Genomic DNA, 26,843 nt, shown 5'->3' with positions numbered 1-26,843 from the left:
CCACGGTTTCATTCGCGACTAAGGTCGCAATAGCTACTTTCGTGCCCTGCCCTCAGTGTCGGCCGGGTGCCGGGTCGGATGCCGCACCAATCGGCAGTCCGTCGTCCGGGCTCGCAAGACGGTCACGAAGGGATCATGCCAGTGCTACGCGCGCGCCATTCTCTTGCGCTCCTGCTCACGCTGGCGTGCCCGGCGGCCGCCGCCGATACCGCCGCCATCCCGATATGGTCCAAGGCGCCGCCGGGGTCGGAACGGCGCGCAGGAGAAGCCGAGCAACTGGAAGCCGGAGTCTACGTCCACAACGTCCATCGGCCGTCGGTGACCGTCTCCCGCCCCGACGCCCGGCGCGCCAACGGTGCCGCGATCATCATCGTGCCCGGCGGCGGCCATCGCATGCTGGTCTTCCAGAACGAGGGCATGGCGCCGGCCCGCGCGCTGAACCGCTACGGCATCACGACCTTCGTCCTCAAATACCGGCTCGCCCGCGAGGCCGGCTCTTCCTACACGATCGAGGGCGATGCGGTCGCAGATGCCAGGCGCGCGATCCGCTGGGTCCGCGCGCACGCCAAGGAATATGGCGTCGACCCGCACCGGGTCGGCATCATGGGCTTTTCCGCCGGCGGGGAACTCGTTTCGCTGCTTGCGGACAATCCCCAGCCCGACGCTCCGGCAGCGGCGGATGCCATCGATCGGCAAAGTGCCCGGCCCGATTTCCAGATACTCGTCTATCCCGGACCACTCGGCATACCGGCGCGGTCGGTCGCGGGCGCGCCTTCCGCCTTCATCGCGGCCGGCTCGCTCGATCGCTGCTGCGCGACTCCAGCGCTTACGCTCTACACGCAGCTTCGCGAGGCCGGCGTGCCTGCCGAACTCCACATGTTCGCCAGCACGGATCATGGTTTCAACGTCGCCGTGCACAACGACCGTGTCTCGATACAGCATTGGCCCGATCGCCTGGCCGACTGGCTCAGCGACGAGGGGTGGCTTACCCCAAGCCATTGATCAGCGACACCGTAATCAAAAGTCGTCGTCTTGCCCGGCACCGTCCGAATGATGCGACGGGTGATGCTGGACAGACCCGCCGCGCCATGGTTTCGGCGACCTATGTCCAGCATGGCCCCGCAACGCGTGTGATCGCAGATCTCGACCTTCTGTTTCGCGGCGGTGCGATCGGGTTGCTGGTGCTGGCGGCGGTGGTGTTCGCGCGGGCGCCGGCATCGCTGCCGAGCCGGTTCGGGTTGGCGCTGACGTCGTGCACGGTAGTCGGGACGCTCGCCGGCCTGCCGCATGCGCCGACCGCGTTCGATCCGCTGCTCGACCTGAGCGCGAGTGCTGCGATCCCGTTGTTCTGGCTGTTCGCGCGCGCGTGGTTCGACGATGCGTTCCGGCCGACGCGGGTCGATCTCGGCCTGTCGGCGGCGTTCCTGTGCTGCACGCTCTACGCCAGCCTGCAGGGCCGCGGATGGGTGGCGCCGATCGCGGGGTTGGACGTTGCGGTCTATCTGGGCGGAATGGCGTTCGCGATCCATGCGCAATGGCTGGCATGGCGGAATCAGCAGGGCGATCTGGTCGAGGCGCGGAGGCAGGCGCGGACGATCTTCGTCGTCTCGATCGGGCTCATCATCCTGTGGCTGCTGGGCAGCGAGATCGTCGGCCGCGCGACCGGCGCGTTCGCGCTTTCGCGCATCGCGGCTGCCGCGGGGCTGTTCATGGGCGCGCTGGCGATCACCGCGCTGCTGTTCGGATTGCGGCATCCCGAGATCTTCCCGCAACCGGCAAGCGGCATCCCGACGGGCGACGCGGCGCCGGCCCGCGCACCCGTTCCGGACCCCCTCGACCCGTCGCTCGAACAGAGCCTTGCGCGGATGATGACGGAGGAGCGCGCCTATCGCGATCCCGACCTGACGATCGGGATGATCGCCGTGCGCGTGGCGACACCGGAATATCGCGTGCGGCGGCACATCAACGGCGGCCTCGGCTATCGCAACGTCAGCGATTACCTCAACGCGCACCGGATCGCCGAAGTCCGCAGCGCGCTGGCCGACCCGGCGCAGGCGGACGTCCCGATCCTGACGATCGCGATGGATGCGGGGTTCGGCAGCCTCGTGATGTTCAACCGCGTGTTCAAGGACCGGCTGGGCGAAACGCCGAGCGCGTTTCGGCGGCGGCATCTGGAGTCGTAAAAGCGATCGACATTCGGGGTTTTTGGCCAGGATTTCTCCCCCGCCAGGGAGTGTCGGGTTGAACGGCCCCCGGTCCGTTCAAGGTCGTGCCGGGGGCATGACCGACCCGGCACTGTGGCATGCCGCAGGCATGACGGAGGGGAGGACACGCAACACAAGACATCGCTTACCTCCCCCTCCGTCACGGCTTCGCCGCGCCACCTCCCCCTGGCGGGGGAGGACTTACGTCACGACGATGAATGTCGATTCCGCTTAGGCGCGGGATCGAGACTCGCCGGCGGCCGGCGGCGGCACCGCGCCTCCGCCAGTCGCTTTCGAAAATGACTGGTCGGTTTCGAGGATCGGCAGGCCGGGAAGAGCCCGGATCGGCAGGGCGGCGGCGTTCACCAACGGGACGCGTCGATGCCGAAGATATTCACTCTACCCGCGGGGCTGCTGGCCGCCGGTCTTACCCTGGCCTGCGCGGGCTGTTCCCCCGCACCGGTCGCCACGCCCTTGTCCGACGCCACTTTGGTCGATGTCGTCACGATCCATCACGCCGGCGGGCGGAGTTCGGCGTTCGACGGCATCCTGCGCCCGCGTCGCGACCTCGCGCTCGGGTTCAAGACGGGAGGCCGGCTGCTCGCGCTGACGGTGCAGGTCGGCGATCATGTCCGCGCCGGGCAGGTGCTCGCCCGCCTGTCGCACACCGCTGCGATCGCGGACAGCGGACAGGCGCGCGCCGACCTGTCGGCGGCCACCGCGGAGGCGATGCGCGCGGGCGACGCGGCACAGCGCGCCTCTGGGCTGGACGGGATCGGCGCCTTGTCGGCGGCCGAGGTTCGCGATCGCGCGCTGGTCGCCAGCGCCGCGGCTGCGAAGCGCGACGCCGCGCGGGCGGCGCTGGCACGCAGCCGGGCGACTCTCGCCGACGCGATACTCGTCGCGCCCGAGGACGGGGTGGTGACCGAACGCGCGGTCGAGCCCGGCAGCGTCGTCGATGCCGGCAGCATCGTCGTCCGGGTCGCAGCGGGGGGTCCCGAGATCGAGGTTCGCCTGCCCGAGCGCGCGCATCTCACCGTAGGCACGATGGCGGAGGCGAGCTTCTGGTCCGCGCCCGAAACGATCGCGGAAGCGCGGCTGCGGCTGGTCGGCCCGGCGGCGGACGGCACGCTGCGGTTACGGACCGCGCGGTTCACGTTGCTCCGCGACGTTGCGGCCATCCCCTTCAACAGCTCGGCGACCGTGACGCTGCGGACGCCCGATACGGACGCGACGGTGCGCGTGCCGATGACGGCGCTGGGCGCGCTTGGCGGCCGGCCGCACGTCTGGTCGCTGTCGACGGCCGGAGACCGCGTTCACCGGACACCGGTACGCCTCGTCGACCTGCGCGGCGACGACGCGATCGTCTCCGGGCTGCGCGACGGCGAGCGGATCGTCGCGAGCGGCGGCGATACGCTGTCGGAGGGGCAGCGCGTCGTCCTGACCGGCGTCGTTCCGGGCGGCAATTGAGCGATGGACCGTTTCAACCTGTCGCGCCGGGCGATCCGTCACCCCGCCCTCGTCGGCTTCCTGATCGCGATGCTGTTCGCCGCCGGCACCGCCCAATTCTTCGCGCTCGGCCGCGACGAGGACCCGGGTTTCACGCTCAAGGAGATGATCGTCGCCGCCGCATGGCCCGGCGCGACGCCCGCTCAGATGCAGGCGCAGGTCGCCGATCCCATCGAGCGGCGGCTGCGCGCGACCGAGCAGCTCGATTTCCTGCAGACCTATTGCGTCGATGCCCGCTGCGTCATCCGCGTCTCGCTGAAGGACGGCGCCCCCGGCAAAAGCGTGCCGGCGATCTGGCAACAGGTGCGCAAGCGGCTGAAGGATATCGAGCCCGATCTGCCCGCGGGGGCGTCCGTCGCCGCCGACGACGATTACGCCGATGTCTACGGCTATGTCTTCACGCTGACCGGGGCGGACAATGCACGGCTCGTGACGCTTGCCGAACAGGCGCGCGACGCGATGCTGCGCGTGCCGGGCGCGGGCAAGGCCCGGATCGTCGGCGAGATCCCGCGCAAGCTGTTCGTCGATCTCGACGGCCGCCGGCTTGCCGCGATGGGGCTGTCGCCAGATGCGGTCGTGCAGGCGCTGGCCAGGCGCAGCAGCGTCGCGCCGTCCGGCGTCGCGGAACGGTCGATGCGCGTGCCGGTGCGGATCGGCGGTGCGGTCGATGGCGTCGATACGGTCGGAACCACCGCGGTCGCCGCGGCGAACGGGACCGTGACGGTCGGCGACCTCGGCATGGTCAGCAACGGCTATGCCGATCCGCCCGACGGGCTGGTCCGCCATGCCGCGAAACCTGCGGTGGTATTGGCGATCGCCATGGCGCCGGGCGCGGACGGGCTCGGCTTCGGCAAGCGGCTGGCGCAGGCCGCCGCGGATGTCGGGCGGACGCTGCCCGCCGGGGTCCGGATGACGCAGGTCCAGGACCAGAGCCGCAACATCCGCGAGGCGGTCGATGCGTTCCTCATCAAGTTCTTCTGCGCGCTGTCGGTGGTGCTGCTGGTCGCGTTCGTGACCCTGGGCTGGCGGACCGGCGTGGTGGTCGCGCTGTCGGTGCCGTTGACGCTGGCGATCGTCGCGCTGTTCATGGGGGTGAGCGGGATCGGGCTCGAGCGGATATCGCTCGGCGCGCTGATCCTGTCGCTCGGCCTGCTCGTCGACGATGCGATCATCAGCGTCGAGGCGATGGTCGTCCAGCTCGACCAGGGCGCGACGCGCGCCGACGCCGCCGCTTATGCGTGGACGCATACCGCGTTTCCGATGCTGACGGGCACGCTGCTGACGATCGTCGGTTTCCTGCCGGTGGGCTTCGCGCAATCGACGACCAGCGAATATGCCGGCGGCATCTTCTGGGTGACCGGGTCGGCATTGCTGGTGAGCTGGGTCGTCGCGGTCGTGTTCACGCCCTATCTGGGCGTGCGGCTGCTCCCCGAGGCGCGCGCGCATCACGATGCCGCGACGCTCTACGATACGCCGCTCTATCGCCGGCTGCGCCTCGTGGTCGAGGCGTGCATGGGCCGCCGCAAGACGGTGGTCGCGGCGACGGCGGCGCTGCTGGCGGTGAGCCTCGCGGGTGCGACGCTGATCCGGCAGCAGTTCTTTCCGGTCTCCGACCGTCCCGAGATCATCGTCGACGTCAGCCTGCGGCCCGGCGCGTCGCTCGCCGCCACCGCGGCGGCGGTGAAGCGGATCGAGGCGGGCGTGGTTGGCGATCGCGACGTCGCGCAGGTCGACAGCTATGTCGGCGAGGGCGCGCCGCGCTTCTATCTGCCCTACGGCCCCGCCCTGCCCGATCCGGCGACCGCGACGATGGTCCTCGTCGCGACCGATCTGCGGGCGCGCGAACGCGTCATCGCGCGGCTGGCGGCGAACCATGCCGCGCCCGAAGCCAAGCTGCACATCCGTCGCCTCTCGCTGGGGCCGAGCGCGGGTTTCCCCGTGCAATATCGCGTGACCGGCGCCGATCCCGAGATGCTGCGGAGCATCGCGACGCGGATCGAGGCGGTGCTGCGCGCGACGCCGGGCACGACCGCGGTCCAGGCGGACTGGGGGACGCCGTCGGTCGCGATGCGGCTCGATCTCGACGGCGAGCGGGTGGCGCGGCTGGGGCTCGACCGGGCGCGGCTGGCGGGCGAGGTCGCGACGATGATGGCGGGCCAGCCGGCGGGCGAGGTGCTGCGCGGGACCAAGCGGATCGGCATCGTCGTGCGCGGCAGCGCGGCGGAACGCAACGATCCGGGGCGGCTCGCCGATCTGGCGGTGAGCACGCCCGGCGGCCCGGTCCCGCTCGGCCAGGTCGCGCGGATCGGCGTTACCAGCGAACAGCCGATCATCTGGAAACGCGACGGCATGCTCTGCATGACGGTGCAGGCGGACATGACCGGCGACGTCCAGGCGTCCGAAATCGCCGCCGCCGCCGCCGGCCGCATCGCCGCCATCGCGCGATCGCTGCCCGCCGGCTACGGCATCGAGGAGGGCGGCGACGGCGAATTGTCCGCCAAGGCGAACGACGCGATCTACCGGCTGCTGCCGATCACCTTCGCCTTGATGCTGCTGCTGTTGATGATCCAGTTGCAGAGCATCGGGCGGACGGTGCTGGTGCTCGCCACCGCGCCGCTCGGGGTGATCGGCGCGGTGGCGGCGCTGCTGCTGACCGGGGCGCCGTTCGGCTTCGTCGCGCTGCTCGGGCTGATCGCGCTCGCGGGCATGATCATGCGCAATTCGATCATCCTGGTCGATCAGGTGACGCACAACCAGGCCGGGGGCATGGATCTGCACGCGGCGATCCTCGCCGCGACGATCGGCCGCTCGCGCCCGGTGGTGCTGACCGCGCTGGCGGCGGTGCTCGCGTTCATTCCGCTGTGCTTCAACATCTTCTGGGGACCGATGGCGATCGTCATGATCGGCGGGCTGATCGGCGCGACGATCCTGACCCTCGTCGCGCTGCCGGCGCTCTACGCGCTGGCGTTCGCTTCTCCCTCACCCCTTATCGCGCAGGACGATAGACATGGTTGACCGCAAGTGGCCGCTGATCCTCGCCGTCGCGCTGGCGGGCTGCACCGTCGGGCCGGATTTCGCGCCGCCGGCACCGATCCTGCCGCCGGTCTGGCAGGCGGCGGGTCCCGCCGCGTCGCCGACCGCCGGCGATGCGCGCTGGTGGCGCAGCTTCGACGATCCGGTGCTCGACACGCTGGAGGCGCGCGCCGGCGCCGGCAATCTCGACATCGCATCGGCGATCGAACGGATCACCGCGGCACGGATCGAACGGGGCCAGGCACGTGCAACCGGTGCGCCGCAGGTCGAGGGGCAAGCAGGCTATAGCCGCGAACGGCTCGGCACCGCGGGGGTCGCCGCGGTCACGCGGACGCTGCTGGGGATCACTCCCACGTCCGCCCCGCCGAAGGGGGTCGATTTCGATCTCTACAGCGTCGGCGTCGGCGCCAGCTGGGAGCTCGACCTGTGGGGCGGCCATCGCCGTCAGGCGGAGGCGGCGCAGGCCGCGGTTGCTGCGAGCGAAGCCGCCGCGCGCGGCGTGCGGCTGTCGGTCGCGGCGGAGGTGGCGCGCACCTATGTCCAGTTGCGCGGCCTGTGGGACGAGCAGCGCCTCGCACAGGACAATGCCGCCATCGCCGAGCGTAAGGTCGCGATCGCCCGCGCGCTGCTGGCGCGCGGTCTCGCCGCGCAGATCGACCTCGCCGCGACCGAGGACGCCTTGCGCAGCCTGCGCGGCGAGATCGTCGAACGCGATCGTCAGGCGGCAACGACCGCGCGCGCGCTGGCGATCCTGGTCGGCGCGACGCCGGACACCGCGCCGGTCGACCGCGCGATGCTGCGACCGCCGCGGCCGCTGCCCCCGGCGACGATGCGCGTGCCGTCGGATGTCGCGCGGATGCGTCCCGACATCGTCGAGGCCGAAGCGCGGCTCCACACCGCCACCGCGCGGATCGGCGTCGCGCAGGCGGATTTCTATCCGAAGATCAGCCTGACCGGGCTGTTCGACATCGATGTGCTCAACCTCGCCGATTTCGGCTGGGATGCGCGCAGCACGAGCATCGGGCCGGGTCTGTCGCTGCCGATCTTCTCCGGTGGCCGGTTGCAGAGCCAGCTCGACCTCCGCCGCTCCGAAGCGCGTAGCGCCGCGCTCGCCTATCGACAGACCGTCGTCGCCGCGTGGCGCGAAGTCGATGACGCCCTGTCGGCAACCCGTGCTGCGGCCGAACGCGCCGATCTGTCCGACCGCGACCTCGCGTCGCGGCGGCGAACGCTCGCGATGGTCGAGGCACGCCATGCCCGCGGCGATATCGGCGCTGAGCCGGTGCTCGAGGCAAGGCAGGCGCTGCTGTCGGCGGAACGCGCGGTGGTTCGCCAGCGCGTCGCCGTTGCGCTCGCACGCATCGAGCTTTACCGCGCGCTCGGCGGCTAGGCGATCGCGTGCCCGGTCGTTCGACCAAGGTATACCTGTGGCTGATACCCGCATGCAGCGACAACTGGCGCCGCGACGGGCCAGTCCGCGACACGCTGGGGCGATTGAGGTATCGCGCGGCGATGGCGAGGAAGAAGCGCTACCTGACCGCGACGATGGCCGACGGCTATGTGAAGACGATCGGCCCCACCGCCGCGCGCTTGACGCACTATTGGCGCATCGTCGCGCATCTGCACGACGGCAAGACCGAGGTGTTCTGGGGCCACGCCTCGTCCGCGAAGGACGCCGCGGCCAAGGCGGCGCTGACCGAACAGGCCGCGCGGCGACATGGCTGGCAGCACTATGAGTTCGAGGTCGTCGCGCTGACCGAACACTGACGCCCTTCGACGCCATTCGGTGGGCAGATCGACCTTCCCGCAACAGATTTCGGGACCCGGGAATAGCGGTTCATGAATCGCGTGATCGTCGCGATCGACAGCTGGTTGGTGATGCTGTTGAAGGTCGTGTTGAAATTGTGCCCCGAATAGGGGAGCATGACCAGATCGACGGCGTTGCCCGCCGCCGTCGACCGGCGCGCGAAATCCTCGACGCTGGCTGCCGGCAGCAGCGGATCGTTCTTGCCCGCCAGGATCAACGTCGGCGGATTGCCGGGCGTGCTCAGCCGCCGCAGGTCCAGCGCGGCGTATCGTTCGGGATAGCGCTCGGGAGAGCCACCGATGTAGCGGCTCATATACAGGCGCTGCTGCCCCTGCAGTTCGCCCTTGCGCTGCCACGAGGCCAGCGGCGAGATCAGCGGCGCCTTGACGATGACCGCGGCGATCGATGGCGTGCGCGACCCGCAGCGCGCGTCGCCTGCGCCATCGTCGTTCGTATAGGCGGCGGCCATCGCCAGATTGCCGCCGGCCGACACGCCGAACAGCGTAACGCGATCCGCATCGGCATGAAGCCCGCGCGCATGCGCCGCGACCCAACGCAGCGCGCAGCGGACGTCGCGCGTGGCGAGGTTCCAGGTCGGCCGATCGGGTCGCGCCAACCGATAGTCGATGCTCACCACGATCCAGCCGCTATCGGCGTAACGGCGCATGTTGGCGGCGCCGACCCGGCGGCTGCCCTCGATGAAACCACCGCCATGAACGACGACCAGGACCGGGCGGCGCGGACCGGTATGCGCGTCGGCCGGCCGATAGACGTCGAGCCACAGCGCCTCACCTTGGCGTCGTGCGTAGACAAGGCTGCGATCCGGGCTGGCCGCCTCGCTGAATTCGCGTACCGAGAGCGTGCTGGGCAGGTCGATCCGCGCGCCATTGGCCCAGGCGACCTGCAGCAGATGGGTCATGACGATCCCCGCCGCCAACGCCGTGCCGGCCGCAGTGGCCATCAAAGCAAGCGTCACCCGCGTCGCGCGCGCACGATGCGCCAGCCCGCCGAGCACGCCGACGATCAGCGCGCCCAGCAGGAACCAGGAAATCCAGTTGGGTACGATATCGCTGGCAAAGATGCGTAGCCACGGCACGACCGGCACCATCGCGCCGAGCAGCATCGTGAGGATCGGCAGGATCGCGAGCCAGGCGAGGGTGAGCACGCCGGTGCGCGCGAGGGCCTTCGCCGATGTCATGCGCTGCGTTTCCGCAAGGGCATCGGGTCGACCGCGACGGCTTCGAACGGGGGTTGGGACGGGCGGCGGGTGATGCCGAAGACGCCGGTGGCGGCGTCGCTGCGCGCGAGCAAGGCGCAGCCGGCGAACAAGGTCGCGATCGAGAGCAGCAGCATCGGCATGCCGATCACGCCCGAACTCGACCAGAGCGCGAAGACCATCGGGTGCCATAGATAGAAGAACAGGCTCTGCCGCCCGATGCCGCCGATCAGGGGAAGGACAAGCGACGCACTGCGGATGCCGGGCAACAGGCAGATCAGCGACAAAGAGGTGATGAGGCTGGCCGCCACTTCGCCGGGGATGGAGGGGTGGACGTACAGCGTGCACCACCACAACAGGCCGATCGGCGCCAACGCCAGCGCCGCGTACAGCTTCGTACGATCGAGCCGACGCTGGGCGACCCACAGGCCGTAGAAGAAATAAATGGGATAGATGAAGAAGCGGCGATCGGGCAGCCAGGCTGCATAGCCCTGCTGGATGACGTGCTGGACGCCGAGCACGTACATGGCGGCGATACTGACCGGGATGGCGAAGCCGAGCATGGCGAGCGGTGAGCGGCGGCTCAGCGCGGCGATGAGGATGAAGGTCATCATCACCGGCACGAACCAGAAGTGGAACGGCGGCCGCAACGGCACGGTCAGCAGCGACAGCGGCGTGAGCTGCGTCGCGCTCGTCAGATACACGCCGCATGCGACCGCCCAGGGGATGATCAGCCGCTGCCCGTATTTGCGCAGCGTGATCGCCAGCGGCCGGGTGCGGGCACTCTCGAGATTGAAGAGATAACCGGCAAGACCGATGAACAGCGGCATCCGCACGCCGGCGCCGAGCCATGCCAGGAAACCATGCCGGTCGCTCAACTCGTAATAATGGCCGGCGATGACGGCCAGCACGAGCAAGCCCCGCAGGCTGTCGATCGCCTGGTTCCGCCGGCCGGCCGCCCCTTCCCCGCGCATCCGCATCATTGCTGCCCCCGGCTTTTGCCAGACGGGCATAAGATATGGAGGTTAATGACAAATTCGCGCGCCTGAAGGTTTGCGCGTCACCGGCGACATGGCTGCCGGACGCGCACGAGGCTCGCCGCTCTCCTTACCGCTCGCCCATCCGAGCAGCCTTTACCCGGCGGCGTGCTTCTCGTCGTCGGGCAGCCCCTCCTCACGGCCGGGCACGGATATGTCGTAGGCGTTGAGCAGCAGCGACACGAGGCAATAGCCGCCGACCAGATAGATCAGCTCCGCCGTTTGCTCCTGACCGAATGCCTTGATCGCACGGTCGTAGGTGGATTGCGGAAGCTGCCGCCCGCCGGCCAGCGTCACCGCGACGTCATAGGCGGCCTGTTCCTCCTCGGTCAGGTCGGCGGGACGTTGACCCGCGGCGATCGTCGCGATCTTCTCCGGCGACAGGCCGACACCGTCCGCGACCCGCTCGTGCGCGTACAATTCGTAACGCGAGTTGAAGACGGCGCCGGTCGCCAGGATCGCCACCTCATGCGCGGGCTTCGGCAATTTCGTATTGTCGATGAGCGCCTTGGTGTAGGTCCAGGCCGCCCGTCCGAAGGCGGGGAAGCGGAGCATCGGGGCGAACGGGCCGACCAGCGCGCCATCGGCACGATGCGACACGAAGCCCTTCAGATGTTCGGCGATATAGCCGTCCATCTCGTCGTGGAGCGGGCGGAGATCCGCGGGCAGCTCGGCCGGCGGGACAGGAGCGGCGCGCATCAGGCCACGATCTCATGCTGGAGGCCGACCAGCGGCACGAAGTGGCCGAAGCGGGCGGCCTCGTTCCTCGGTTTCTCGTATCCCAATGCCTTGGTCATGCTGGTGCTCCTGAAAGCCGCGAGCCGCGGCCGGTCGTTGAACGCGTGGGATCGGTCTTCGGGCGATAGCGCGGGGCTCGCCCTCGATCGGTGGATATTCGGGGGGTACGGTTCCACTGAAGGGCGGTAGGCCGTTGGACGCGGTCAGCCTGCCGTCGACCGGCAGGTTCACGCCGGTCACGAACCGCCCTCAAGCTTCATGACCGTCCTTTCGAGTTGCAAGAATGTGTGCGGCGCCGAGCGGCGATGTCGGTGATGCCAACGGTCGCTCGCGCTGTTCGACGGACTAAACACCGGGACGCGGCGCAACGTTTCGGTACGGTTTCGAACAAATCCCTGCCTGTCCGCGGCGCCACAGCGGCAATCCGTCACCTGCGCTTTTCCACGGGAACGCGAGCGGCGGGATCGGGTTCAGCAGGAACGTGGCAACGACCCACCCCCCGGTCGTTCCGAGGACGAAGGAAGTAACCGTGACCATCCAAGCCGTCCGGGTTCACCGTTTCACCGATCCCGAAACGCTCGCCGTCGAGCGTATCGCCGCGCCCTCCCCCCGCGACATGACCGCGCTCGTTCGCGTCGCGGCCGCGAGCGTCAATCCGGTCGATTGGAAAACGGCGGAGGGCCAGTATCCGCCAGTCGGTGCCGACAGATTGCCGATCGTTCTCGGCCGGGATCTGGCCGGCGAGATCGTCGAGCCGGGCGATGGCATGGCGGGTTGGTCGATCGGTGCCCGCGTGTGCGCGTTCATCGGGCAGGACCGCGGCGCACAGGCCGAGCAGGTGCTGGTCAAAGCCGAGGAACTGGTGCGCGTGCCCGATAGCGTCTCGACCGACGTCGCCGGCGCCGTGCCACTCGCCGCGATGACGGCGTGGCAAGGGCTGTTCGACCATGGGAGATTGCAGGCGGGCCAGCGCGTCCTGATCCATGGTGCGGCGGGCGGCGTCGGGCATCTTGCGGTGCAGTTCGCGCGTTGGAAGAAGTGTATCGTCTTCGCTACCGCGGCGGCGGATGACCTCGACTTCATCCGCTCGCTCGGCGTCGACACGGCGATCGATTACGAGACCGAACGGTTCGAGGACATCGCGACGGACCTCGATCTGGTGTTCGATACGCAAGGGGGCGAGACCCAGGCGCGTTCGTTCGAGACGTTGAAGACGGGCGGCATGCTGGTATCGACGCTGGAACCGGACGAGGCGCGCGCCGCCGAATTGGGCGTGCGCACGGTACCGCGCTGGCATGCGCAGCCCGACGCCGTCGCGCTGGGCAAGGTGCTGGACCTGATCGCCACGGGTGATGTGCGCGTGGAGATAGCCCGACGCTTCCGCCTCGACGAGGTCGCCGCCGCGCACCGTTTCGCCCGCAACGATCATCCGCGCGGCAAGGTGATCCTTATCGCCTGAGCGAAAGGGGCTATTCCGCGTTGCTATAAAAAAGCGATCCGATCGAGCCGCTTACGATCTGGTTACCCTTGTCCGCTACTATGCAGCGTCAGGGAGAACATCGATGACCTGCTACGTCGTGATCGGCTCTTTCATTGCCGCGAACCTGACCTTGATTGCGGGGGTCGTGCTGAACCAACGCGGTATGAGCGACCTGCGGGCGCTCAACCGCGTCGGCGAGCGTCGCCGTCACCCCCGCGTCTGAACAGTCGATGGGCCAGGCCCGTGCCTAACCCGTTCAGGGCTGGTGCGGGCCTCCCGGATAGTATCCGAGGAGGGCCTTTCAAGAGGCTGTTGCCGCAATGCAACATGCCTGCCGCAGCGTCTGCAGCGGGGGGATACGCATCAGATCACGGCGGTTCTATCACCTGACAGGCTGTGTTTCGCCTGCCGCTTACAAGGTGATTGATATGAAGAAGCTGCTTCTCGCAGCGGCCAGTGCCGCGTTCCTGATCCCCGCCGCAGCCTCCGCGCAGGACACCACGTCCGACGGTTCGCGCGCTTTCGGGATCGATCCCTATGTCGGCGTGACCGGCGTTTACGAAGGGTTCGAGAGCAACCCGGGCCATGGCATTCCGTTCTCGGCGCCGGGGGATCGCCTGAAGGGCGGGCTGGTCGAGGGCGTCGCCGGCGTCAACGTGCCGCTCGGTTCCTTCTTCGTCGGCGTCGAAGGCAATGCCGCCAAGGGCTTCAGCGGCGATATCGACTGGGAATATGGCGTCCACGGCCGCGCCGGCGTGCGTGCCGGTGAAACCGGCCTGGTCTACGGCAAGGTCGGCTACCGCTGGGTGAACTTCGACCGCTACGGCAACAACAGCCCCGACTTCGGCCGCATTTCCTACGGCGTCGGCGGCGAGTTCGGGCCGAAGGCGATCGGGCTGGACGGTCTGGTGAAGAAGGAGGGCGTGCGCTTCCGGGCGGAAGTCGCCACGACCGGCAATTTCGAGACGGTTCGTCCCTCGCTCGGGATCATTGGCCACTTCTGATACGTTTACAGGATGTTGCCTCAGGGAGCCTCGGACCTCGCGTCCGGGGCTCTTTGCGTATGAAGCGGTCTGTCCGGCAGGGATATGGTCTTCAGGGCCCCTGCCCGCGCCTCAATCCTGCGGATCGGTCGACCGGCGGCCCGTCTTGCGCTCGGCCGCGACGAACTCCGACGATCGCAGGTTGATGCGATCGTATAGCTCGAGCAGGTGGTTCACCTCGTCGATCACCGTTGCCTGCTCACGCCGCCAGCGATCGCTCGCATCGGCGGTCGGGGCACCATCGCGGCCGTCGTGGATCGTGAAGCCCTGATCGAGCAACCACAATGCATCCTGCGCGCGCGAACGCTGCCGCCTCAGGTGAAACACCCATTGTTCGATGACCCCTGACGGGACCAGCCTTTCGATCTCACCCATCGTCCGCGCCTATCCGCCTTGGGCGGCCCGCGCCAGCCCATGGATGAACACCGGGACCGTGCCTGCCGATCCGCACCCTTGGACGACGTGCCCGCGGAACAGGGCTCAATGTCCCATGAAAGTGAGGAGCAGCACCGTCGTCGCGCCGTAGAACGCGAGCTGCCACAGTGCGAGCATCGCGAGCGCGACGCCCGGCTTGCCGCGTGCCCATTCGTATTTGATCGCATTCTTCACGCTGCCGGGGATGAGCCAGCTTCGATCGAGAACGTGCAGCATCTTGCGTTCGGCAGGCGACATGGGATCTTGCATTCCGACCTCTTGCGAACGTGACTGTCGTTGGTTGCGGCGCGCGGCGATGGCGGGAGGTGCCGGCTTCGGCGAATGGCGCTCCGTCCGTGGTGTCAGGTGGGGAAACGGACGGAGCGCCGGCACACTCTCCAGTACGCAACAGGGAGTCTGCGCTCCGGTGCTGTGTGATCGCACTATCCCATTAAGATTGAACGAAGATGTGGGTTCGTTTCGGTCCTGCCCGAAGCGATCTGGCGGGGCCATTCAGAAGCCCCCGCTGATGATCCGCCACCAGCGCCTGATCCGTTGCCGCCACGTCGAGCGTTCGGGCTTCGGCGGACGGCCCTGGTCGTTGGGGCGTCTGGCGCGGTTGCTGATCGGTCGGCGGGCCATGCCGCGTCTTGGCCGACGCTGCGTGCATCAGCCGTGAACGCGGCGGACTGACGCGGTTCAGCTATGCCCTGGCGGCCGACACTCGGGTGAACATTCCATAGAAGTCGATGTGATCGAACGACTTGGCGGATGACGGCCCTCGACGTGGGGGGCGTGGACCATTACATACCGACCGTTATGCAATCCGCCCCTGCCGCTGCGACGCGAGGTCGTCCCCGCGCCTTCTGCCCCGAGACGGCGCTGGCCGCCGCGCTCGGCGTGTTCTGGGCGAAGGGCTATGACGGCGCGTCGATGGCGGATCTGACCGCGGCGATGGGCATCACCAAACCCAGCCTGTACGCCGCGTTCGGCAACAAGGAGCAACTGTTCCACCGCGCGCTCGACCTCTACGGCGCGGAGAAGATGGCCTATACCCGCGACGCGCTGAAGCAGCCGAGCGCGCGGGCGGTCGCCGAGCATCTCCTGCGCGGGGCGGTCACCGCGCAGACCAGCAGCTCCGATCCCAAGGGCTGCCTGGGCGTCATCAGCGCCACCAACTGCGGCGCCGAGGCCGAGTCGATCAAGAGCCATATCATCGAACGGCGCGGCGCGGCGCATGCGGCGCTGGTCGAGCGCTTCCACACGGCGCAGCGCGACGGCGACCTCGCCCCCGGCGCCGACCCCGAGGGACTCGCGCAATATCTCTACGCGATCCTGCAGGGCATGGCGGTGCAGGCCGGCTCGGGCGCGACCCGCGCCGACCTCGACCGCGTCGTCGACATCGGGCTGATGATGTGGCCCAGCCGATGAACGCGAAATAAATTACCGGCCGGTACAGAAAGACGTTGATCTTCTCTGCACCGGTTAATATACCATGCGGTACGGAATGAAGCGCCACGCCGGCGGTTCACGATCGAAGGAGCCGACATGGATCCTGGACTGACCGGACGACCCGACGCGACCTGACGGTCGCGCACCCATTTTTCATCTGCACCTGCCGCAACGGGCCGTCAGCGCCCGCCGGTTCCGTGCGCCCGCCGCCGTTCCCGAACGGTGCGCCCCGTCATCCTCTGCGATGCCGGGCGGTGGTGACGCACGCCCATTTTCAGGGATTTCGCATGGCCTATCTGATGCTCGACGCCGACCGCATCCTCGACCGCCCCGCCACCGCCACCGCCCCCGCGCCCGCCGCCCTATCCGTGGACGACGGCGAACCCGCCGCACGGCTCACCGGGCTGGAATGGTCGGTCGTCGCACTGGCTCGCAAGGACGCCTTGTCCTCGCTGCGCCGACCCGGCCGCATGGCCAGCGCGCTCGGCGCGTTGTTCAGGCAGCCGCACAATCCGATGCTCGCGGACGAGCGATTGGAGGCACTGCGCCGGATCGCGGTGTTCGCCTGGCATTACGGCTACACCATCCCCAGCACCGAACTGACCCGCTTCCTCGATGCCGGATTCTCGCCCGCGCAATACGAACTGATGACCGACAGTATCGGCGTCGCACGCCGCAAGTCGACGGGAGCGCGTCGATGACCGTACACGCACCCGTCGACACCGCCGATGCGACGCCGCTCGACCCGCCGGCAGCGCGGCATCGTCTGCTCCGCCGCGGGCTGTGGATCGGCGTCCCGGCATTGCTGGCGGTCGCTGCCGGCGTCGCGGTCGATCGCGGCCAGCCCGCGATCGCCTCCGCCCCGCCCGCGCCGACCGTCACCGTCGCCGCCCCGCTCGAGCGCGACGTGGCGCAATGGGACGATTTCGTCGGCCGTTTCGAACCGAGCCGCTCGGTGGAGGTCCGGCCACGCGTCTCCGGTGCGGTGACCGCGCTGCACTTCACCGACGGCGCGATCGTACGGCCGGGGCAATTGCTGTTCACGATCGATCCGCGCCCGTTCGCCGCCGCGCTCGCCGAAGCGCGCGCCGGGCTGGCGATCGCACGCAGCGACCTCGCGCTGGCGCAGGCCAATCTCGCCCGCGCCAACCGGCTGGAGGCGGAGGATGCGGTGTCGAAGGGCGAACTGGATCAACTGGCCGCCCGCGTCCGCGCCGCCACCGCGGCGATCGCCGCCGCGGATGCCCGCGTCCGCGCCCGCGCGCTCGACGTCGAGTTCACGCAGGTGCGCGCGCCGATCGGCGGTCGCATCTCCAACCGCCGCGTCGATCCCGGCAATCTCGTCGCGGGCGGCGATACCAGCGGGACGTTGCTGACCACGATCAACGCGCTCGACCCGATCTATTTCACCTTCGACGGGTCGGAGGCGCTGTTCCTCAAGAACAAGCGCGCGCATGCCGGTGCCGCCCCGGCGGTCGACGTGCGGTTGCAGGACGAGAGCGACTATCGCTGGCACGGCAGGCTCGACTTCACCGACAACGGCTTCGATCCACGCTCCGGCACGATCCGCAGCCGCGCGGTGCTCGCCAACCCGGACATGTTCCTGACCCCCGGCCTGTTCGGCAACATGCGGCTGGCGAGCGGCGGCACCACGCGCGCGTTGCTGGTGCCGGACGCGGCGGTGCAGACCGATCAGGCGCGCAAGACTTTGCTGACCGTCGCCGCCGACGGCACGGTGGTGGTCAAGCCGGTGACGCTCGGCCCGGTGGTCGACGGCTTGCGGATCGTCAGCGGCGGGCTGTCGCGCGGCGATCGCATCGTGATCGGCGGCACGCAGATGGCGATGCCGGGGACCAAGGTGCAGGTACGGCCCGGCCGCATCGCGCCGATCGTCGCCGCCCCCGCCCCCGGCGGCCTGTCGCCGACCACCGGCGAGGCGACCTTCACCTCCTGACGCTTCGCCGAGCCACGTCCCGGCCGTCCTCATCCTCGTAAAGGGGGAGCATATCATGCGCCTGTCGCGCTTCTTCATCACCCGCCCGATCTTCGCGGGTGTCATCGCGGTCGTCATCACCCTCATCGGCGCGATCGCCTATTGGGGCCTGCCGGTCGCGCAATATCCCGACATCGTGCCGCCGACCGTCACCGTATCCGCGAGCTATCCCGGCGCCTCCGCCGAGACGGTCGCGGAGACGGTCGCCGCGCCGATCGAGCAGGAGATCAATGGCGTCGACGACATGCTGTACCAGTCGAGCCAGTCGACCGGCGACGGCAACGTCACGATCACCGTCACGTTCAAAATCGGCACCGATCTGGATGCGGCACAGGTGCTGGTGCAGAACCGCGTCGCGGTCGCGGTGCCGCGTCTGCCCGAGGAGGTGCAGCGACTGGGCGTCGTCACGCGCAAGACCAGCCCCGATTTCCTGATGGTCGTCAATTTGATCTCGCCCGACCATTCGCTCGATCGCGGCTATATCTCCAATTACGCGCTGACGCAGGTCCGCGACCGGCTGGCGCGGATCGACGGCGTCGGCGACGTGCGGCTGTTCGGCAGCCGCGACTATGCGATGCGCGTCTGGATCGATCCCGGCCGCGCCGCCGCGCTGAACCTGACCGCCGGCGATATCGTCGCGGCGCTGCGCGCGCAGAACGTGCAGGTCGCCGCCGGCTCGCTCGGCCAGCCGCCCTATTCGCAGGGCAACGCCTTCCAGCTCAACGTCGAGACGCAGGGGCGGCTGCTCGAGCCCGGGCAATTCGCCGATGTCGTGATCCGCAGCGACGCCGACGGCCGGCAGGTGCGCGTGCGCGACGTCGCCCGCGTCGAACTGGGCGCGCAGGACTATAATTCGAACACCTATCTCTCCGGCCAGCCGACCGTGATCGCGGCGGTGTTCCAGCGCCCCGGCTCCAACGCGCTCGCCGCCGCGGAGAAGGTCGAGGCCGAGATGCAGGCGATGTCGAAATCCTTCCCCAAGGGGCTGGAATATCGCGTCATCTACAACCCCACCGAATTCATCGCGCAATCGGTGGATGCGGTGATCCATACCTTGTTCGAGGCGATGGTGCTGGTCGTGCTCGTCATTCTGGTGTTCCTCCAGAAATGGCGGGCGGCGATCATCCCGATCGTCGCGATCCCGGTGTCGCTGGTCGGCACGTTCGCGGTGCTGGCGGCGGTCGGCTATTCGCTCAACACGCTGTCGCTATTCGGGCTGGTGCTGGCGATCGGCATCGTCGTCGACGATGCGATCGTCGTGGTCGAGAATGTCGAGCGAAACCTGGCGCGTGGCCTGCCGCCGCTGGAGGCGGCGATGATCTCGATGGACGAGGTGTCGGGCGCGCTGGTCGCGATCGTGCTGGTGCTGTGCGCGGTGTTCGTGCCGACCTTGTTCCTGACCGGGCTGTCGGGCGCCTTCTACCAGCAATTCGCGGTGACGATCGCGACCGCGACGGTGATCTCGCTGATCGTGTCGCTGACGCTGTCGCCCGCGCTCGCGGCGATCCTGCTGCGGGCGCACGACACGCACGAAGGCGGCAACCGCGCCGTCCGTTTCGTCCGCGTTGCGGGCGACCGCTTCAACACCGCGTTCGAACGGCTGAGCGTGCGCTATGCCGCGCTCACCGCGCGACTGGTGCGACGGCCGAAGCGGATGATGGCGGTCTATGCCGGGCTGATCGTCGCCACCGTCGCTTTGTTCTGGGCGACGCCGACCGGCTTCATCCCGGCGCAGGATCAGGGCTATTTCCTGACCATCGTCCAGCTACCCGCCGGTGCCTCGGTCGAGCGCACCGATGCGGTGGTGCAGAAGGTCGCCAAGCGCATCCTGCCGCTCGCCGGCGTCAAAGGCGTGGTGATGCTGGCGGGCTTCGACGGCCCGTCGCAGACGCTCGCCCCCAACACCGCCGCCGCTTATGTGCCGCTTAAGTCGTTCGCGGAACGCGAGAAGCTGGGCGTTACCTTCGCCGGGCTGATGGATGCCACGCGCAAGGCGACCGCCGACATCGACGAGGCGCGCATCCTCGTCGTGCCGCCGCCGCTGATCCAGGGCATCGGCTCGGCGGGCGGCTATCGGCTGATGGTGCAGGACCGGCAAGGCGCGGGCTACAAGCAACTCGACGCCACCGCCGGCGCCTTGATCGCCAAGGCCAATCAGACCGAGGGTCTGGCGCAGGTCTACACCTTCTTCAACACGGCGACGCCGCGCATCTTCGCCGACGTCGATCGCGCCAAGGCCGATATGCTCGGTGTGCCGCCGGCGCAGGTGTTCGAGGCGTTGCAGGTCTATCTGGGCAGCGCCTTCGTCAACGACTTCAACCTGATCGGCCGCACCTATCGCGTCACCGCGCAGGCCGACGCGCCGTTCCGCTCGACCCCCGCCGACATCGCCGATCTCAAGACGCGCTCGGCGGCGGGCGGGATGGTGCCGCTGGGATCGGTCGCGACCTTCCAGGACCGGACCGGGCCGTATCGCGTCACGCGCTACAATCTGTATCCGGCGGTCGAGGTGGATGGCGACACCGCGCCCGGCTATTCCTCCGGCCGTTCGCTGATCGCGATGGAGAAGCTCGCCGCCGACGCGCTGCCGCGCGGCTACGGCAGCGAATGGACCGGCATCGCCTATCAGCAGAAGGCGGCGGGCAGCACCGCGGGAATCGTCTTCGCGCTGGCGGTGGTGTTCGTCTTCCTGGTGCTGGCGGCGCAATATGAAAGCCTGTTGCTGCCGCTGTCGATCGTGCTGATCGTACCGATGTGCCTGCTGGCGGCGATGATCGGCGTCAATCTGCGCGGCATGGACAATAACGTGCTGACGCAGATCGGGCTGGTCGTGCTGATCGCGCTCGCCGCCAAGAATGCGATCCTCGTGGTCGAGTTCGCCAAACAGGCGGAGGAACAGGACGGCCTGTCGCCGGTCGAGGCGGCGGTGCAGGCCGCGCAGGTCCGGCTGCGTCCGATCCTGATGACCAGCTTCGCGTTCATCCTCGGCACGGTGCCGCTGCTGGTCGCCAGCGGTGCGGGCGCCGAGCTGCGGCAGGCGCTGGGGACGGCGGTGTTCTTCGGCATGATCGGCGTCACCGGCTTCGGACTGATCTTCACGCCGACCTTCTACGTCGTATGCCGCGCGCTCGGCCTGCGACTGGCGGCGCGGCGCGCCCGCCGCGGCGCCGCCGATCCCGCGCTTCAGCCTGCCGAATGAGGAGGGCCAACATGCTCAAAACCCTGACCGCCGCCGTCTCGCTGCTGGCGCTCGCCGCCTGCGCCGTCGGGCCGGACTATCGCCCGCCCGCCACGCCGGCGACCGCCGCCGCACCGTTCGTCTCGACCAGTGCCGCGACCAGCGTCGCCGCACCCGACGATCATTGGTGGCGGCTGTACGACGACGCCGTGCTCGACGGCCTCGTCACGCAAGCGCTCGCCGCCAACACCGACCTGCGCGTCGCGGTCGCCCGCCTCGCCCGCGCACGCGCGTCGCTGCGCGAGGTGCGCACCGAACGCACGCCGCAGGCGACGCTCGGCGCGGGTGCCAGCTACAACCGCTTCTCGCAGGTGCAGCGCCCGGCCGGCGTTGCCGGCGAGACGTGGGTGATCGATGGCGGGCTCGACCTGTCCTACGAGGTCGATCTGTTCGGGCGCATCTCGCGCAACGTCGCCGCCGCGCGTGGCGACGTCGCGGCGGCCGATGCCGACGCCGATGCGGTCCGCGTCGCCGTCGTCGCGGACACCACTCGCGCCTATGCCGACGCCGCCGCCGCGGCGGAGCGGATCGCAGTGGCCGAGCGGATCGTCGCGCTGCTCGACCGGCAGGTGCGCACCACCGAACGCCGCGTCGATGTCGGCATGACCACCCCGCTCGACACCGCACGGATCGCCGCACTCCGCGACCAGCGCAGCGCCGACATCCCGCTGTTGCAGGCCGACCGGCAGGCGGCCTTGTTCCGCCTCGCGACGCTGACCGGCCGCACCCCGCAGGAGCTGCCCGCGATCGCCGCGCAGCGCACCGCGACGCTGCGGCTGACCCAGCCGATCCCGGTGGGCGACGGCGCGACGTTGCTCGCACGACGACCCGACGTGCGCGCCGCCGAGCGCCGGCTGGCGGCGGCGACCGCGCGGATCGGGGTGGCGACCGCCGACCTCTATCCACGCATCACCCTGGGCGGGTCGATCGGCCAGACCAGCACCGGGCTGGGCAATCTGTTCGGCGCCGGGCCGCTCAACTTCCTGCTCGGCCCGCTGCTCAACTGGAGCGTCAACCGCGACCGCGCGCGGGCGCGCATCGCCGGGGCGGAGGCCGATACGCAGGCCGCGCTGGCGACGTTCGACGGCACGATCCTGACCGCGCTGGGCGAGACGGAGACGGCATTGTCCAATTACGCCCGCGCGCTGGACCGCCGCACCGCGCTGCAACGCGCGCTCGACCAGGCCGATCGCGCATCGCGCATCACCCGCGCGCAACGCCGCGAGGGCCAGATCGACAGCCTGTCGCAGCTCGACGCCGAACGCACGCTGGCCGACGCGCAAGCCGCCCTCGCCGCGCAGGACGCCGCGATCGCGACCGCGCAGATCGACCTCTTCCGCGCGCTCGGGGGACGCTGGGAGCGCGCCGGCACCGCCCAAGCCGACCTTCGCCGCGGGGATGCCGGGGGGCGATCCTAGACGATCGGTCTAGCCGGTGGTACGGCCGGTCCATGACCGCTTCGCCCTCCGATACCCCCTCCGATACCGGCACCCGCACGACGATATTGGCGACGGGGCAGAAGATCATGAGCCGCAAGGGCTTTTCCGCCGTCGGCCTGACCGAGATCCTGAAGGACGCCGGGGTGCCCAAGGGCTCCTTCTACCATTATTTCGCCTCGAAGGACGCGTTCGGCGAGGCGATGCTCGCCGCCTATTTCGACGACTATCTCGCCGAGATGGACACGATGATCGCGCGATCCGACCTGACCGGCGCCGAACGGCTGATCGGCTATTTCGCGGCGTGGCGCGACAATCAGGGCGCGTTCGACTGTCAGGGGCGGTGCCTTGCGGTCAAGCTGGGCGCCGAGGTCGCCGATCTCTCCGAACCGATGCGGCTGACGTTGAAGACGGGCACCGCCGGGATCATCGCACGGATGACGCGCATGATCGAGGACGGCGTCGCCGATCGCTCGCTTGCCGCGACCGGGGCGGCTGCCGATCTGGCCGCGTCGCTCTACCATCTGTGGCTCGGCGCCAGCGTGATGGCGAAGATCGTCAAGGCGCACGACCCGTTCGATACGGCACTCCGCTCGACCCGGCAATTGCTGGGCTTGCCAGCGTAACAGGGCGCATACCGGCACTTCATCTAACGCTCGTCTGACCTCTAGACGACCGGTCTATTCAACGGTATACGGGTGCTATCACAGCCAAGGAAGACCGACATGAAGATCCTGATCGTCCTCACCTCGCACGACCAGCTCGGTGACACCGGCAAGAAGACCGGGTTCTGGCTCGAGGAACTGGCCGCGCCTTATTACGTCTTCAAGGACGCCGGCGTCGACCTCACGCTCGCCTCGCCCAAGGGTGGCCAGCCGCCGCTCGATCCGAAGAGCGACGAACCGTCGTCGCAGACCGATGCCACCCGCCGCTTCGCCGCCGACGCCGAAGCGCAGGCCGCGCTGGCCCACACGGGCGTGCTCGCCGATGTGTCCGCGGACGATTTCGACGCGGTCTTCTATCCCGGCGGCCACGGGCCGTTGTGGGATCTCGCCGAGGACGCGCGCTCGATCAGCCTCATCGAGACGACCATCGCGGCGGACAAGCCGGTGGCGCTGGTCTGCCACGCGCCGGGCGTGCTGCGTCACGTCAAGGGCGCCGACGGCAAGCCGCTGGTCGACGGCAAGACCGTCACCGGCTTCACCAACAGCGAGGAGGCCGCGGTGGGCCTGACCGAGGTGGTGCCGTTCCTCGTCGAGGACGTGCTCAAGGCGAATGGCGGCCGTTTCGAACGCGGCGACGACTGGGCGTCATATGTCGTCGCCGATGGCCTGCTCATCACCGGGCAGAACCCCGGCTCGTCGGCCGACGCCGCACAGCGGCTGCTCGACCTGCTTGGCCGCCGCAACGCGGGCTGACGGTGCGGTATCGCGGCCCGGCAGAGAGCGATGCCGGGCCGCGCCTGACCTCCCGAGGGGCGCGCGGGAGGGACTCTAGAAGCGCAGGATCGGCTTGATCGTCTTGCCGCTTTCGCTGTCGGCGATCGCCTCGTTGATCTGCGCGAAATCGTAGAAGCCGACGAGCTTGTCGAACGGGAAACGGCCCTGCAGATATAAATCGACGAGGCGCGGGATGAAGACCTGCGGCACGCTGTCGCCCTCGACGATGCCGATGATCCGCTTGCCCGGCACCATCACGTCGTTGACGTCGAACGAGGCTTCGGTGCCGAGCCGCGGCGCGCCGACGATCCCGCAACTGCCGCGGATCGCCAGCGCGTCGATCGCCTGACGCAGCACCTCGGGCCGGCCGCTGCTTTCCAGCGTATAGTGCACCCCGCCGCCGGTGATCTGCTTGATCGTCGCGACCACGTCGACCTCGCGGCTGTTGACGACATGGGTGGCGCCCAGCTCCTTTGCGAGTGCGAGGCGGCTCGGCGTCACGTCGACGGCGATGATCGTCGTCGCACCCGCGACGCGCGCCGCCATCACCGCGCTCAGGCCGACCGCACCCGAGCCGAAGGCGGCGAAGCTGCTGCCCGCCTCGACCTTGAGCGCGTTGAGCACCGCGCCCGCGCCGGTCATGATGCCGCAGCCGAGCGGGCCGAGCAGTTCGAGCGGCGCCTCGTGCGACACCTTCACGACGTTGCGTTCGTGCGCGACCGCGAAGCTGCCGAAGGAGGATTGGCCGAAGAAATGGTCGTGCAGCACGTCGCCGTGCGCATCGCAGGTCGCGGTCGAGCCGTCGCCACGGCCGCCGCCGAAGTTGAGGCCGAAGAAATTCTCGCAATGCGCCGGATGGCCCTGATCGCACTGGCCGCAATAGCCGCACGACATGAAGGTCATGACGACATGATCGCCCGGCGCCACCGACCGCACCCCCGCTCCCACCGCCTCGACGACGCCCGAGCCCTCGTGGCCCAGCACCGCAGGGAGCGGCGAGGGATAATATTGGTCGCGGATGATCATGTCGGTGTGGCAGACGCCGGTCGCGACGACGCGCACCAGCACCTCGCGCGGGCCGGGCGCACCGATGCTCGCCGGTTCGATCAGGAAATCGCCGCCCTGTTCGCGGACGACCGCGGTGGTGATCGGGCGGCGTTCGTCCAAAGTCGTGGTCATGATACCTCTCCTTGCGTGTTCGTCAGAAGGGATAGGCGGGGGCTTCGCCCTTGATCGTCACCTACTGCCACTCGGTGAATTCCTCCCAATTGGCAGGGCCGCCGATCGCAGTGCCGTTGCCGGAGGCGCCGACGCCGCCGAAAGGATTGACGACATCGTCGTTCACCGTCTGGTCGTTGATGTGGAGCAGCCCGGTGTTGAGCCGCTCGCCGAGCGCCAGCGCGCGCGACACGTTGCGCGAGACGACCGCCGCCGACAGGCCGTAATCGGTGTCGTTGGCGAGCCGGATCGCCTCCTCGTCGTCCTTGAAGGTGGTGACGACCGCGACCGGACCGAAAATCTCCTCGGCGAACGCGGGCATGGCGGGCGTGACGCCGCTCAGCACGGTCGGTGCGTAGAACAGCCGGTCGGCGGTGCCGCCCGTTTCGAGTCTAGCGCCCGCCGCGACGCTGTCGGCGACCACCCGGGCGACATGATCGAGCTGGCGCTGGTTGATGAGCGGCCCGATCGCAATACCGTCCTGCGCGGGATCGCCGACCGGCAACGCCGCCGCCTTCGCCGCAAGCCCGGCGACGAAGTCCTTCGCGATCGCCTCATGGACGAGCACGCGCCCCGCCGACATGCAGATCTGCCCCTGGTGCAGATAGACGCCCCATGCGGCGTTGCGCAGCGCGAGGTCCAGATCGGCATCGTCGAGGATGATGATCGCATTCTTGCCGCCCAGTTCGAGCGATACCTTCTTGAGATGGCGGCTCGCATTCTGGCCGACGATGCGACCCGCGCCGGTCGAGCCGGTGAACTGGATCATGCCGATATTGGCGTCGGCGCACAGCGCCTCCCCCGCCTCGCTGCCGCCCGGCAGGACGTGGAGCACGCCGCGGGGCAATCCCGCCAGTTCGAACAGGCGCGCGATGACCAGACCGCCGCTGATCGCGGTGCGCGGATCGGGTTTCAGCACCGCCGCATTGTTGACCGCGATCGCTGGCGCCACCGCGCGCATCGCCAGATAGAGCGGGAAGTTGAACGGTGCGATGATCCCGACGACGCCGATTGGCCGCCGCCTTGCGAGGCTGATGCGCCCCGGCTGGCTCGGCAGCACCAGCCCCTGCGGTTGATGCGGCATCGCCGCGGCGAGCTGGATCGCCTTCAGCGTGACGTCGAGCTCGAAAGCCGCCTTGGCTTTCACCGATCCGCTCTCGCGTACCAGCCAGTCGACGATCTCGTCGCGATGATCCGCCCCGATCCGCAACGCCTTCAGGAAGACGGCGGCACGATCGTCGGGGGAGAGCGCCGCCCATTGGCGCTGCGCCGCACGGGCCTGCGCGGCGGAGGCGGCGACGGCGTCCGCGCCGGCCAGCGCCACGGTGCCGAGCGTCGCGCCGGTTGCCGGCTCGATCGCGGGTGCGGTCTGCGATCCCGGTGACCAGCCACCGTCGAAGATCACGCCCGACACATGGTCGGCATCGATCAGCCTTGTCTTCGCAGCGGGGGCAGTCGCGTTCGTCATGACGATCTCCAAACAGCCGGAGTCTTTTCCGATTCCTCTCCGTCGGAGCGGAGAGCTACTCCCCACGTCGCCGCGATAAAAAGACCGTTTGGGTCGCCCCGCGATACTCAAACGGTAT

23 protein-coding genes are annotated in these 26,843 nt (G+C 69.0%); 16 read left to right on the top strand and 7 right to left on the bottom strand.

The genetic code is table 11. From position 1 onward, the window contains the following. Window positions 1-135 precede the first annotated feature (135 nt). The 6 genes from SFC76_RS09490 (at window position 136) to SFC76_RS09465 (ending at window position 8,513) form a co-directional block, all read left to right on the top strand. Window positions 136-1,002 carry an alpha/beta hydrolase gene (locus SFC76_RS09490; RefSeq protein ID WP_416222411.1) on the top strand — a complete coding sequence of 289 codons (867 nt, stop codon included), beginning with the start codon at window positions 136-138 and terminating at the stop codon, window positions 1,000-1,002. 128 nt (window positions 1,003-1,130) lie between these two features. Continuing rightward, entirely contained in the window at window positions 1,131-2,183 is a 1,053-nt protein-coding gene (locus SFC76_RS09485; protein ID WP_322849234.1) for a helix-turn-helix domain-containing protein, read from the top strand. 402 nt (window positions 2,184-2,585) lie between these two features. Beyond that, complete coding sequence (locus SFC76_RS09480) at window positions 2,586-3,674, top strand: efflux RND transporter periplasmic adaptor subunit (RefSeq protein WP_322849233.1); 1,089 nt, start codon at window positions 2,586-2,588, stop codon at window positions 3,672-3,674. Between the two features lie 3 nt (window positions 3,675-3,677). Further along, window positions 3,678-6,728, top strand: a complete 3,051-nt coding sequence (locus tag SFC76_RS09475; RefSeq protein ID WP_322849232.1) for an efflux RND transporter permease subunit — start codon at window positions 3,678-3,680, stop codon at window positions 6,726-6,728. Continuing rightward, on the top strand, window positions 6,721-8,136 hold the full coding sequence (locus SFC76_RS09470) for an efflux transporter outer membrane subunit (protein WP_322849231.1): 1,416 nt from the start codon (window positions 6,721-6,723) through the stop codon (window positions 8,134-8,136). Before SFC76_RS09475 ends, SFC76_RS09470 begins: the two co-directional genes overlap by 8 nt. A 122-nt stretch (window positions 8,137-8,258) precedes the next feature. After that, window positions 8,259-8,513, top strand: coding sequence for a hypothetical protein (locus tag SFC76_RS09465; protein ID WP_322849461.1), 255 nt, complete (start codon window positions 8,259-8,261; stop codon window positions 8,511-8,513). Here SFC76_RS09465 and SFC76_RS09460 read toward each other — a convergent pair. The 3 genes from SFC76_RS09460 to SFC76_RS09450 form a co-directional block, all read right to left on the bottom strand. Further along, the gene (locus SFC76_RS09460; protein WP_322849230.1) at window positions 8,477-9,751 is read right to left on the bottom strand and encodes an alpha/beta hydrolase; all 1,275 of its coding nucleotides are present in this window, start codon (window positions 9,749-9,751) and stop codon (window positions 8,477-8,479) included. The genes SFC76_RS09465 and SFC76_RS09460 overlap by 37 nt on opposite strands. Further along, window positions 9,748-10,743, bottom strand: coding sequence for an acyltransferase (locus SFC76_RS09455; protein ID WP_322849229.1), 996 nt, complete (start codon window positions 10,741-10,743; stop codon window positions 9,748-9,750). Before SFC76_RS09455 ends, SFC76_RS09460 begins: the two co-directional genes overlap by 4 nt. A gap of 159 nt (window positions 10,744-10,902) precedes the next feature. Next, window positions 10,903-11,505: a carboxymuconolactone decarboxylase family protein gene (locus tag SFC76_RS09450; protein ID WP_322849228.1), complete on the bottom strand. Its 603-nt coding sequence runs from the start codon at window positions 11,503-11,505 to the stop codon at window positions 10,903-10,905. A 568-nt stretch (window positions 11,506-12,073) separates the two neighbouring features. On the opposite strand from SFC76_RS09450, the gene SFC76_RS09445 reads away from it, so the two are divergent. The 3 genes from SFC76_RS09445 to SFC76_RS09435 all read left to right on the top strand — a co-directional run bounded on the left by SFC76_RS09445 (window position 12,074) and on the right by SFC76_RS09435 (window position 14,028). Next, entirely contained in the window at window positions 12,074-13,003 is a 930-nt protein-coding gene (locus tag SFC76_RS09445) for an NADP-dependent oxidoreductase (RefSeq protein WP_322849227.1), read from the top strand. Window positions 13,004-13,106: 103 nt separating this feature from the next. Then, window positions 13,107-13,247: a hypothetical protein gene (locus SFC76_RS09440; protein ID WP_322849226.1), complete on the top strand. Its 141-nt coding sequence runs from the start codon at window positions 13,107-13,109 to the stop codon at window positions 13,245-13,247. A gap of 205 nt (window positions 13,248-13,452) precedes the next feature. Continuing rightward, window positions 13,453-14,028 carry an opacity protein gene (locus SFC76_RS09435; RefSeq protein ID WP_322849225.1) on the top strand — a complete coding sequence of 192 codons (576 nt, stop codon included), beginning with the start codon at window positions 13,453-13,455 and terminating at the stop codon, window positions 14,026-14,028. A 111-nt stretch (window positions 14,029-14,139) separates the two neighbouring features. Here SFC76_RS09435 and SFC76_RS09430 read toward each other — a convergent pair whose 3' ends face one another. Together SFC76_RS09430 and SFC76_RS09425 are read right to left on the bottom strand one after the other, a co-directional pair. After that, a complete protein-coding gene (locus SFC76_RS09430; RefSeq protein ID WP_322849224.1) occupies window positions 14,140-14,394 on the bottom strand; it encodes a hypothetical protein in 255 nt (84 codons plus the stop codon). Between the two features lie 153 nt (window positions 14,395-14,547). Then, the gene (locus tag SFC76_RS09425) at window positions 14,548-14,751 is read right to left on the bottom strand and encodes a hypothetical protein (protein ID WP_322849223.1); all 204 of its coding nucleotides are present in this window, start codon (window positions 14,749-14,751) and stop codon (window positions 14,548-14,550) included. 549 nt (window positions 14,752-15,300) lie between these two features. Here SFC76_RS09425 and SFC76_RS09420 point away from each other — a divergent pair. The 7 genes from SFC76_RS09420 (at window position 15,301) to SFC76_RS09390 (ending at window position 24,018) form a co-directional block, all read left to right on the top strand. Further along, window positions 15,301-15,912, top strand: a complete 612-nt coding sequence (locus tag SFC76_RS09420; RefSeq protein ID WP_322849222.1) for a TetR/AcrR family transcriptional regulator — start codon at window positions 15,301-15,303, stop codon at window positions 15,910-15,912. Window positions 15,913-16,220: 308 nt separating this feature from the next. After that, window positions 16,221-16,634: a hypothetical protein gene (locus SFC76_RS09415; protein ID WP_322849221.1), complete on the top strand. Its 414-nt coding sequence runs from the start codon at window positions 16,221-16,223 to the stop codon at window positions 16,632-16,634. Then, window positions 16,631-17,887, top strand: a complete 1,257-nt coding sequence (locus SFC76_RS09410) for an efflux RND transporter periplasmic adaptor subunit (RefSeq protein ID WP_322849220.1) — start codon at window positions 16,631-16,633, stop codon at window positions 17,885-17,887. Before SFC76_RS09415 ends, SFC76_RS09410 begins: the two co-directional genes overlap by 4 nt. Before the next feature lie 55 nt (window positions 17,888-17,942). After that, complete coding sequence (locus tag SFC76_RS09405; protein ID WP_322849219.1) at window positions 17,943-21,125, top strand: multidrug efflux RND transporter permease subunit; 3,183 nt, start codon at window positions 17,943-17,945, stop codon at window positions 21,123-21,125. An 11-nt stretch (window positions 21,126-21,136) separates the two neighbouring features. Beyond that, window positions 21,137-22,582 carry a TolC family protein gene (locus SFC76_RS09400; RefSeq protein WP_322849218.1) on the top strand — a complete coding sequence of 482 codons (1,446 nt, stop codon included), beginning with the start codon at window positions 21,137-21,139 and terminating at the stop codon, window positions 22,580-22,582. 32 nt (window positions 22,583-22,614) lie between these two features. Next, window positions 22,615-23,226, top strand: coding sequence for a TetR/AcrR family transcriptional regulator (locus tag SFC76_RS09395; RefSeq protein WP_322849217.1), 612 nt, complete (start codon window positions 22,615-22,617; stop codon window positions 23,224-23,226). Between the two features lie 99 nt (window positions 23,227-23,325). Beyond that, entirely contained in the window at window positions 23,326-24,018 is a 693-nt protein-coding gene (locus SFC76_RS09390) for a type 1 glutamine amidotransferase domain-containing protein (protein WP_322849216.1), read from the top strand. 75 nt (window positions 24,019-24,093) lie between these two features. On the opposite strand, the gene SFC76_RS09385 is transcribed toward SFC76_RS09390, so the two are convergent. After that, window positions 24,094-25,218, bottom strand: a complete 1,125-nt coding sequence (locus tag SFC76_RS09385) for an NAD(P)-dependent alcohol dehydrogenase (RefSeq protein WP_322849215.1) — start codon at window positions 25,216-25,218, stop codon at window positions 24,094-24,096. Window positions 25,219-25,279: 61 nt separating this feature from the next. After that, a complete protein-coding gene (locus SFC76_RS09380; protein WP_322849214.1) occupies window positions 25,280-26,725 on the bottom strand; it encodes a benzaldehyde dehydrogenase in 1,446 nt (481 codons plus the stop codon). Between the last annotated feature and the right edge of the window lie 118 nt (window positions 26,726-26,843).

It is taken from the genome of Sphingomonas sp. CD22, assembly GCF_034556155.1.
GTDB lineage: Bacteria > Pseudomonadota > Alphaproteobacteria > Sphingomonadales > Sphingomonadaceae > Sphingomonas.
The sequence above is the reverse complement of the archived record's forward strand: the minus strand, read 5'-3'. Positions and strand labels throughout refer to the sequence as shown.

Excerpts from the sequence above, each read along its gene's own strand:
- SFC76_RS09490 (WP_416222411.1), top strand. The coding sequence starts at position 136 with ATGCCAGTGCTACGCGCGCGCCATTCTCTTGCGCTCCTGCTCACGCTG.
- SFC76_RS09480 (WP_322849233.1), top strand. The coding sequence starts at position 2,586 with ATGCCGAAGATATTCACTCTACCCGCGGGGCTGCTGGCCGCCGGTCTT.
- SFC76_RS09475 (WP_322849232.1), top strand. The coding sequence starts at position 3,678 with ATGGACCGTTTCAACCTGTCGCGCCGGGCGATCCGTCACCCCGCCCTC.
- SFC76_RS09470 (WP_322849231.1), top strand. The coding sequence starts at position 6,721 with ATGGTTGACCGCAAGTGGCCGCTGATCCTCGCCGTCGCGCTGGCGGGC.
- SFC76_RS09465 (WP_322849461.1), top strand. The coding sequence starts at position 8,259 with ATGGCGAGGAAGAAGCGCTACCTGACCGCGACGATGGCCGACGGCTAT.
- SFC76_RS09460 (WP_322849230.1), bottom strand. The coding sequence starts at position 9,751 with ATGACATCGGCGAAGGCCCTCGCGCGCACCGGCGTGCTCACCCTCGCC.
- SFC76_RS09455 (WP_322849229.1), bottom strand. The coding sequence starts at position 10,743 with ATGCGCGGGGAAGGGGCGGCCGGCCGGCGGAACCAGGCGATCGACAGC.
- SFC76_RS09450 (WP_322849228.1), bottom strand. The coding sequence starts at position 11,505 with ATGCGCGCCGCTCCTGTCCCGCCGGCCGAGCTGCCCGCGGATCTCCGC.
- SFC76_RS09440 (WP_322849226.1), top strand. The coding sequence starts at position 13,107 with ATGACCTGCTACGTCGTGATCGGCTCTTTCATTGCCGCGAACCTGACC.
- SFC76_RS09435 (WP_322849225.1), top strand. The coding sequence starts at position 13,453 with ATGAAGAAGCTGCTTCTCGCAGCGGCCAGTGCCGCGTTCCTGATCCCC.
- SFC76_RS09425 (WP_322849223.1), bottom strand. The coding sequence starts at position 14,751 with ATGCAAGATCCCATGTCGCCTGCCGAACGCAAGATGCTGCACGTTCTC.
- SFC76_RS09420 (WP_322849222.1), top strand. The coding sequence starts at position 15,301 with ATGCAATCCGCCCCTGCCGCTGCGACGCGAGGTCGTCCCCGCGCCTTC.
- SFC76_RS09415 (WP_322849221.1), top strand. The coding sequence starts at position 16,221 with ATGGCCTATCTGATGCTCGACGCCGACCGCATCCTCGACCGCCCCGCC.
- SFC76_RS09410 (WP_322849220.1), top strand. The coding sequence starts at position 16,631 with ATGACCGTACACGCACCCGTCGACACCGCCGATGCGACGCCGCTCGAC.
- SFC76_RS09405 (WP_322849219.1), top strand. The coding sequence starts at position 17,943 with ATGCGCCTGTCGCGCTTCTTCATCACCCGCCCGATCTTCGCGGGTGTC.
- SFC76_RS09400 (WP_322849218.1), top strand. The coding sequence starts at position 21,137 with ATGCTCAAAACCCTGACCGCCGCCGTCTCGCTGCTGGCGCTCGCCGCC.
- SFC76_RS09395 (WP_322849217.1), top strand. The coding sequence starts at position 22,615 with ATGACCGCTTCGCCCTCCGATACCCCCTCCGATACCGGCACCCGCACG.
- SFC76_RS09390 (WP_322849216.1), top strand. The coding sequence starts at position 23,326 with ATGAAGATCCTGATCGTCCTCACCTCGCACGACCAGCTCGGTGACACC.
- SFC76_RS09385 (WP_322849215.1), bottom strand. The coding sequence starts at position 25,218 with ATGACCACGACTTTGGACGAACGCCGCCCGATCACCACCGCGGTCGTC.
- SFC76_RS09380 (WP_322849214.1), bottom strand. The coding sequence starts at position 26,725 with ATGACGAACGCGACTGCCCCCGCTGCGAAGACAAGGCTGATCGATGCC.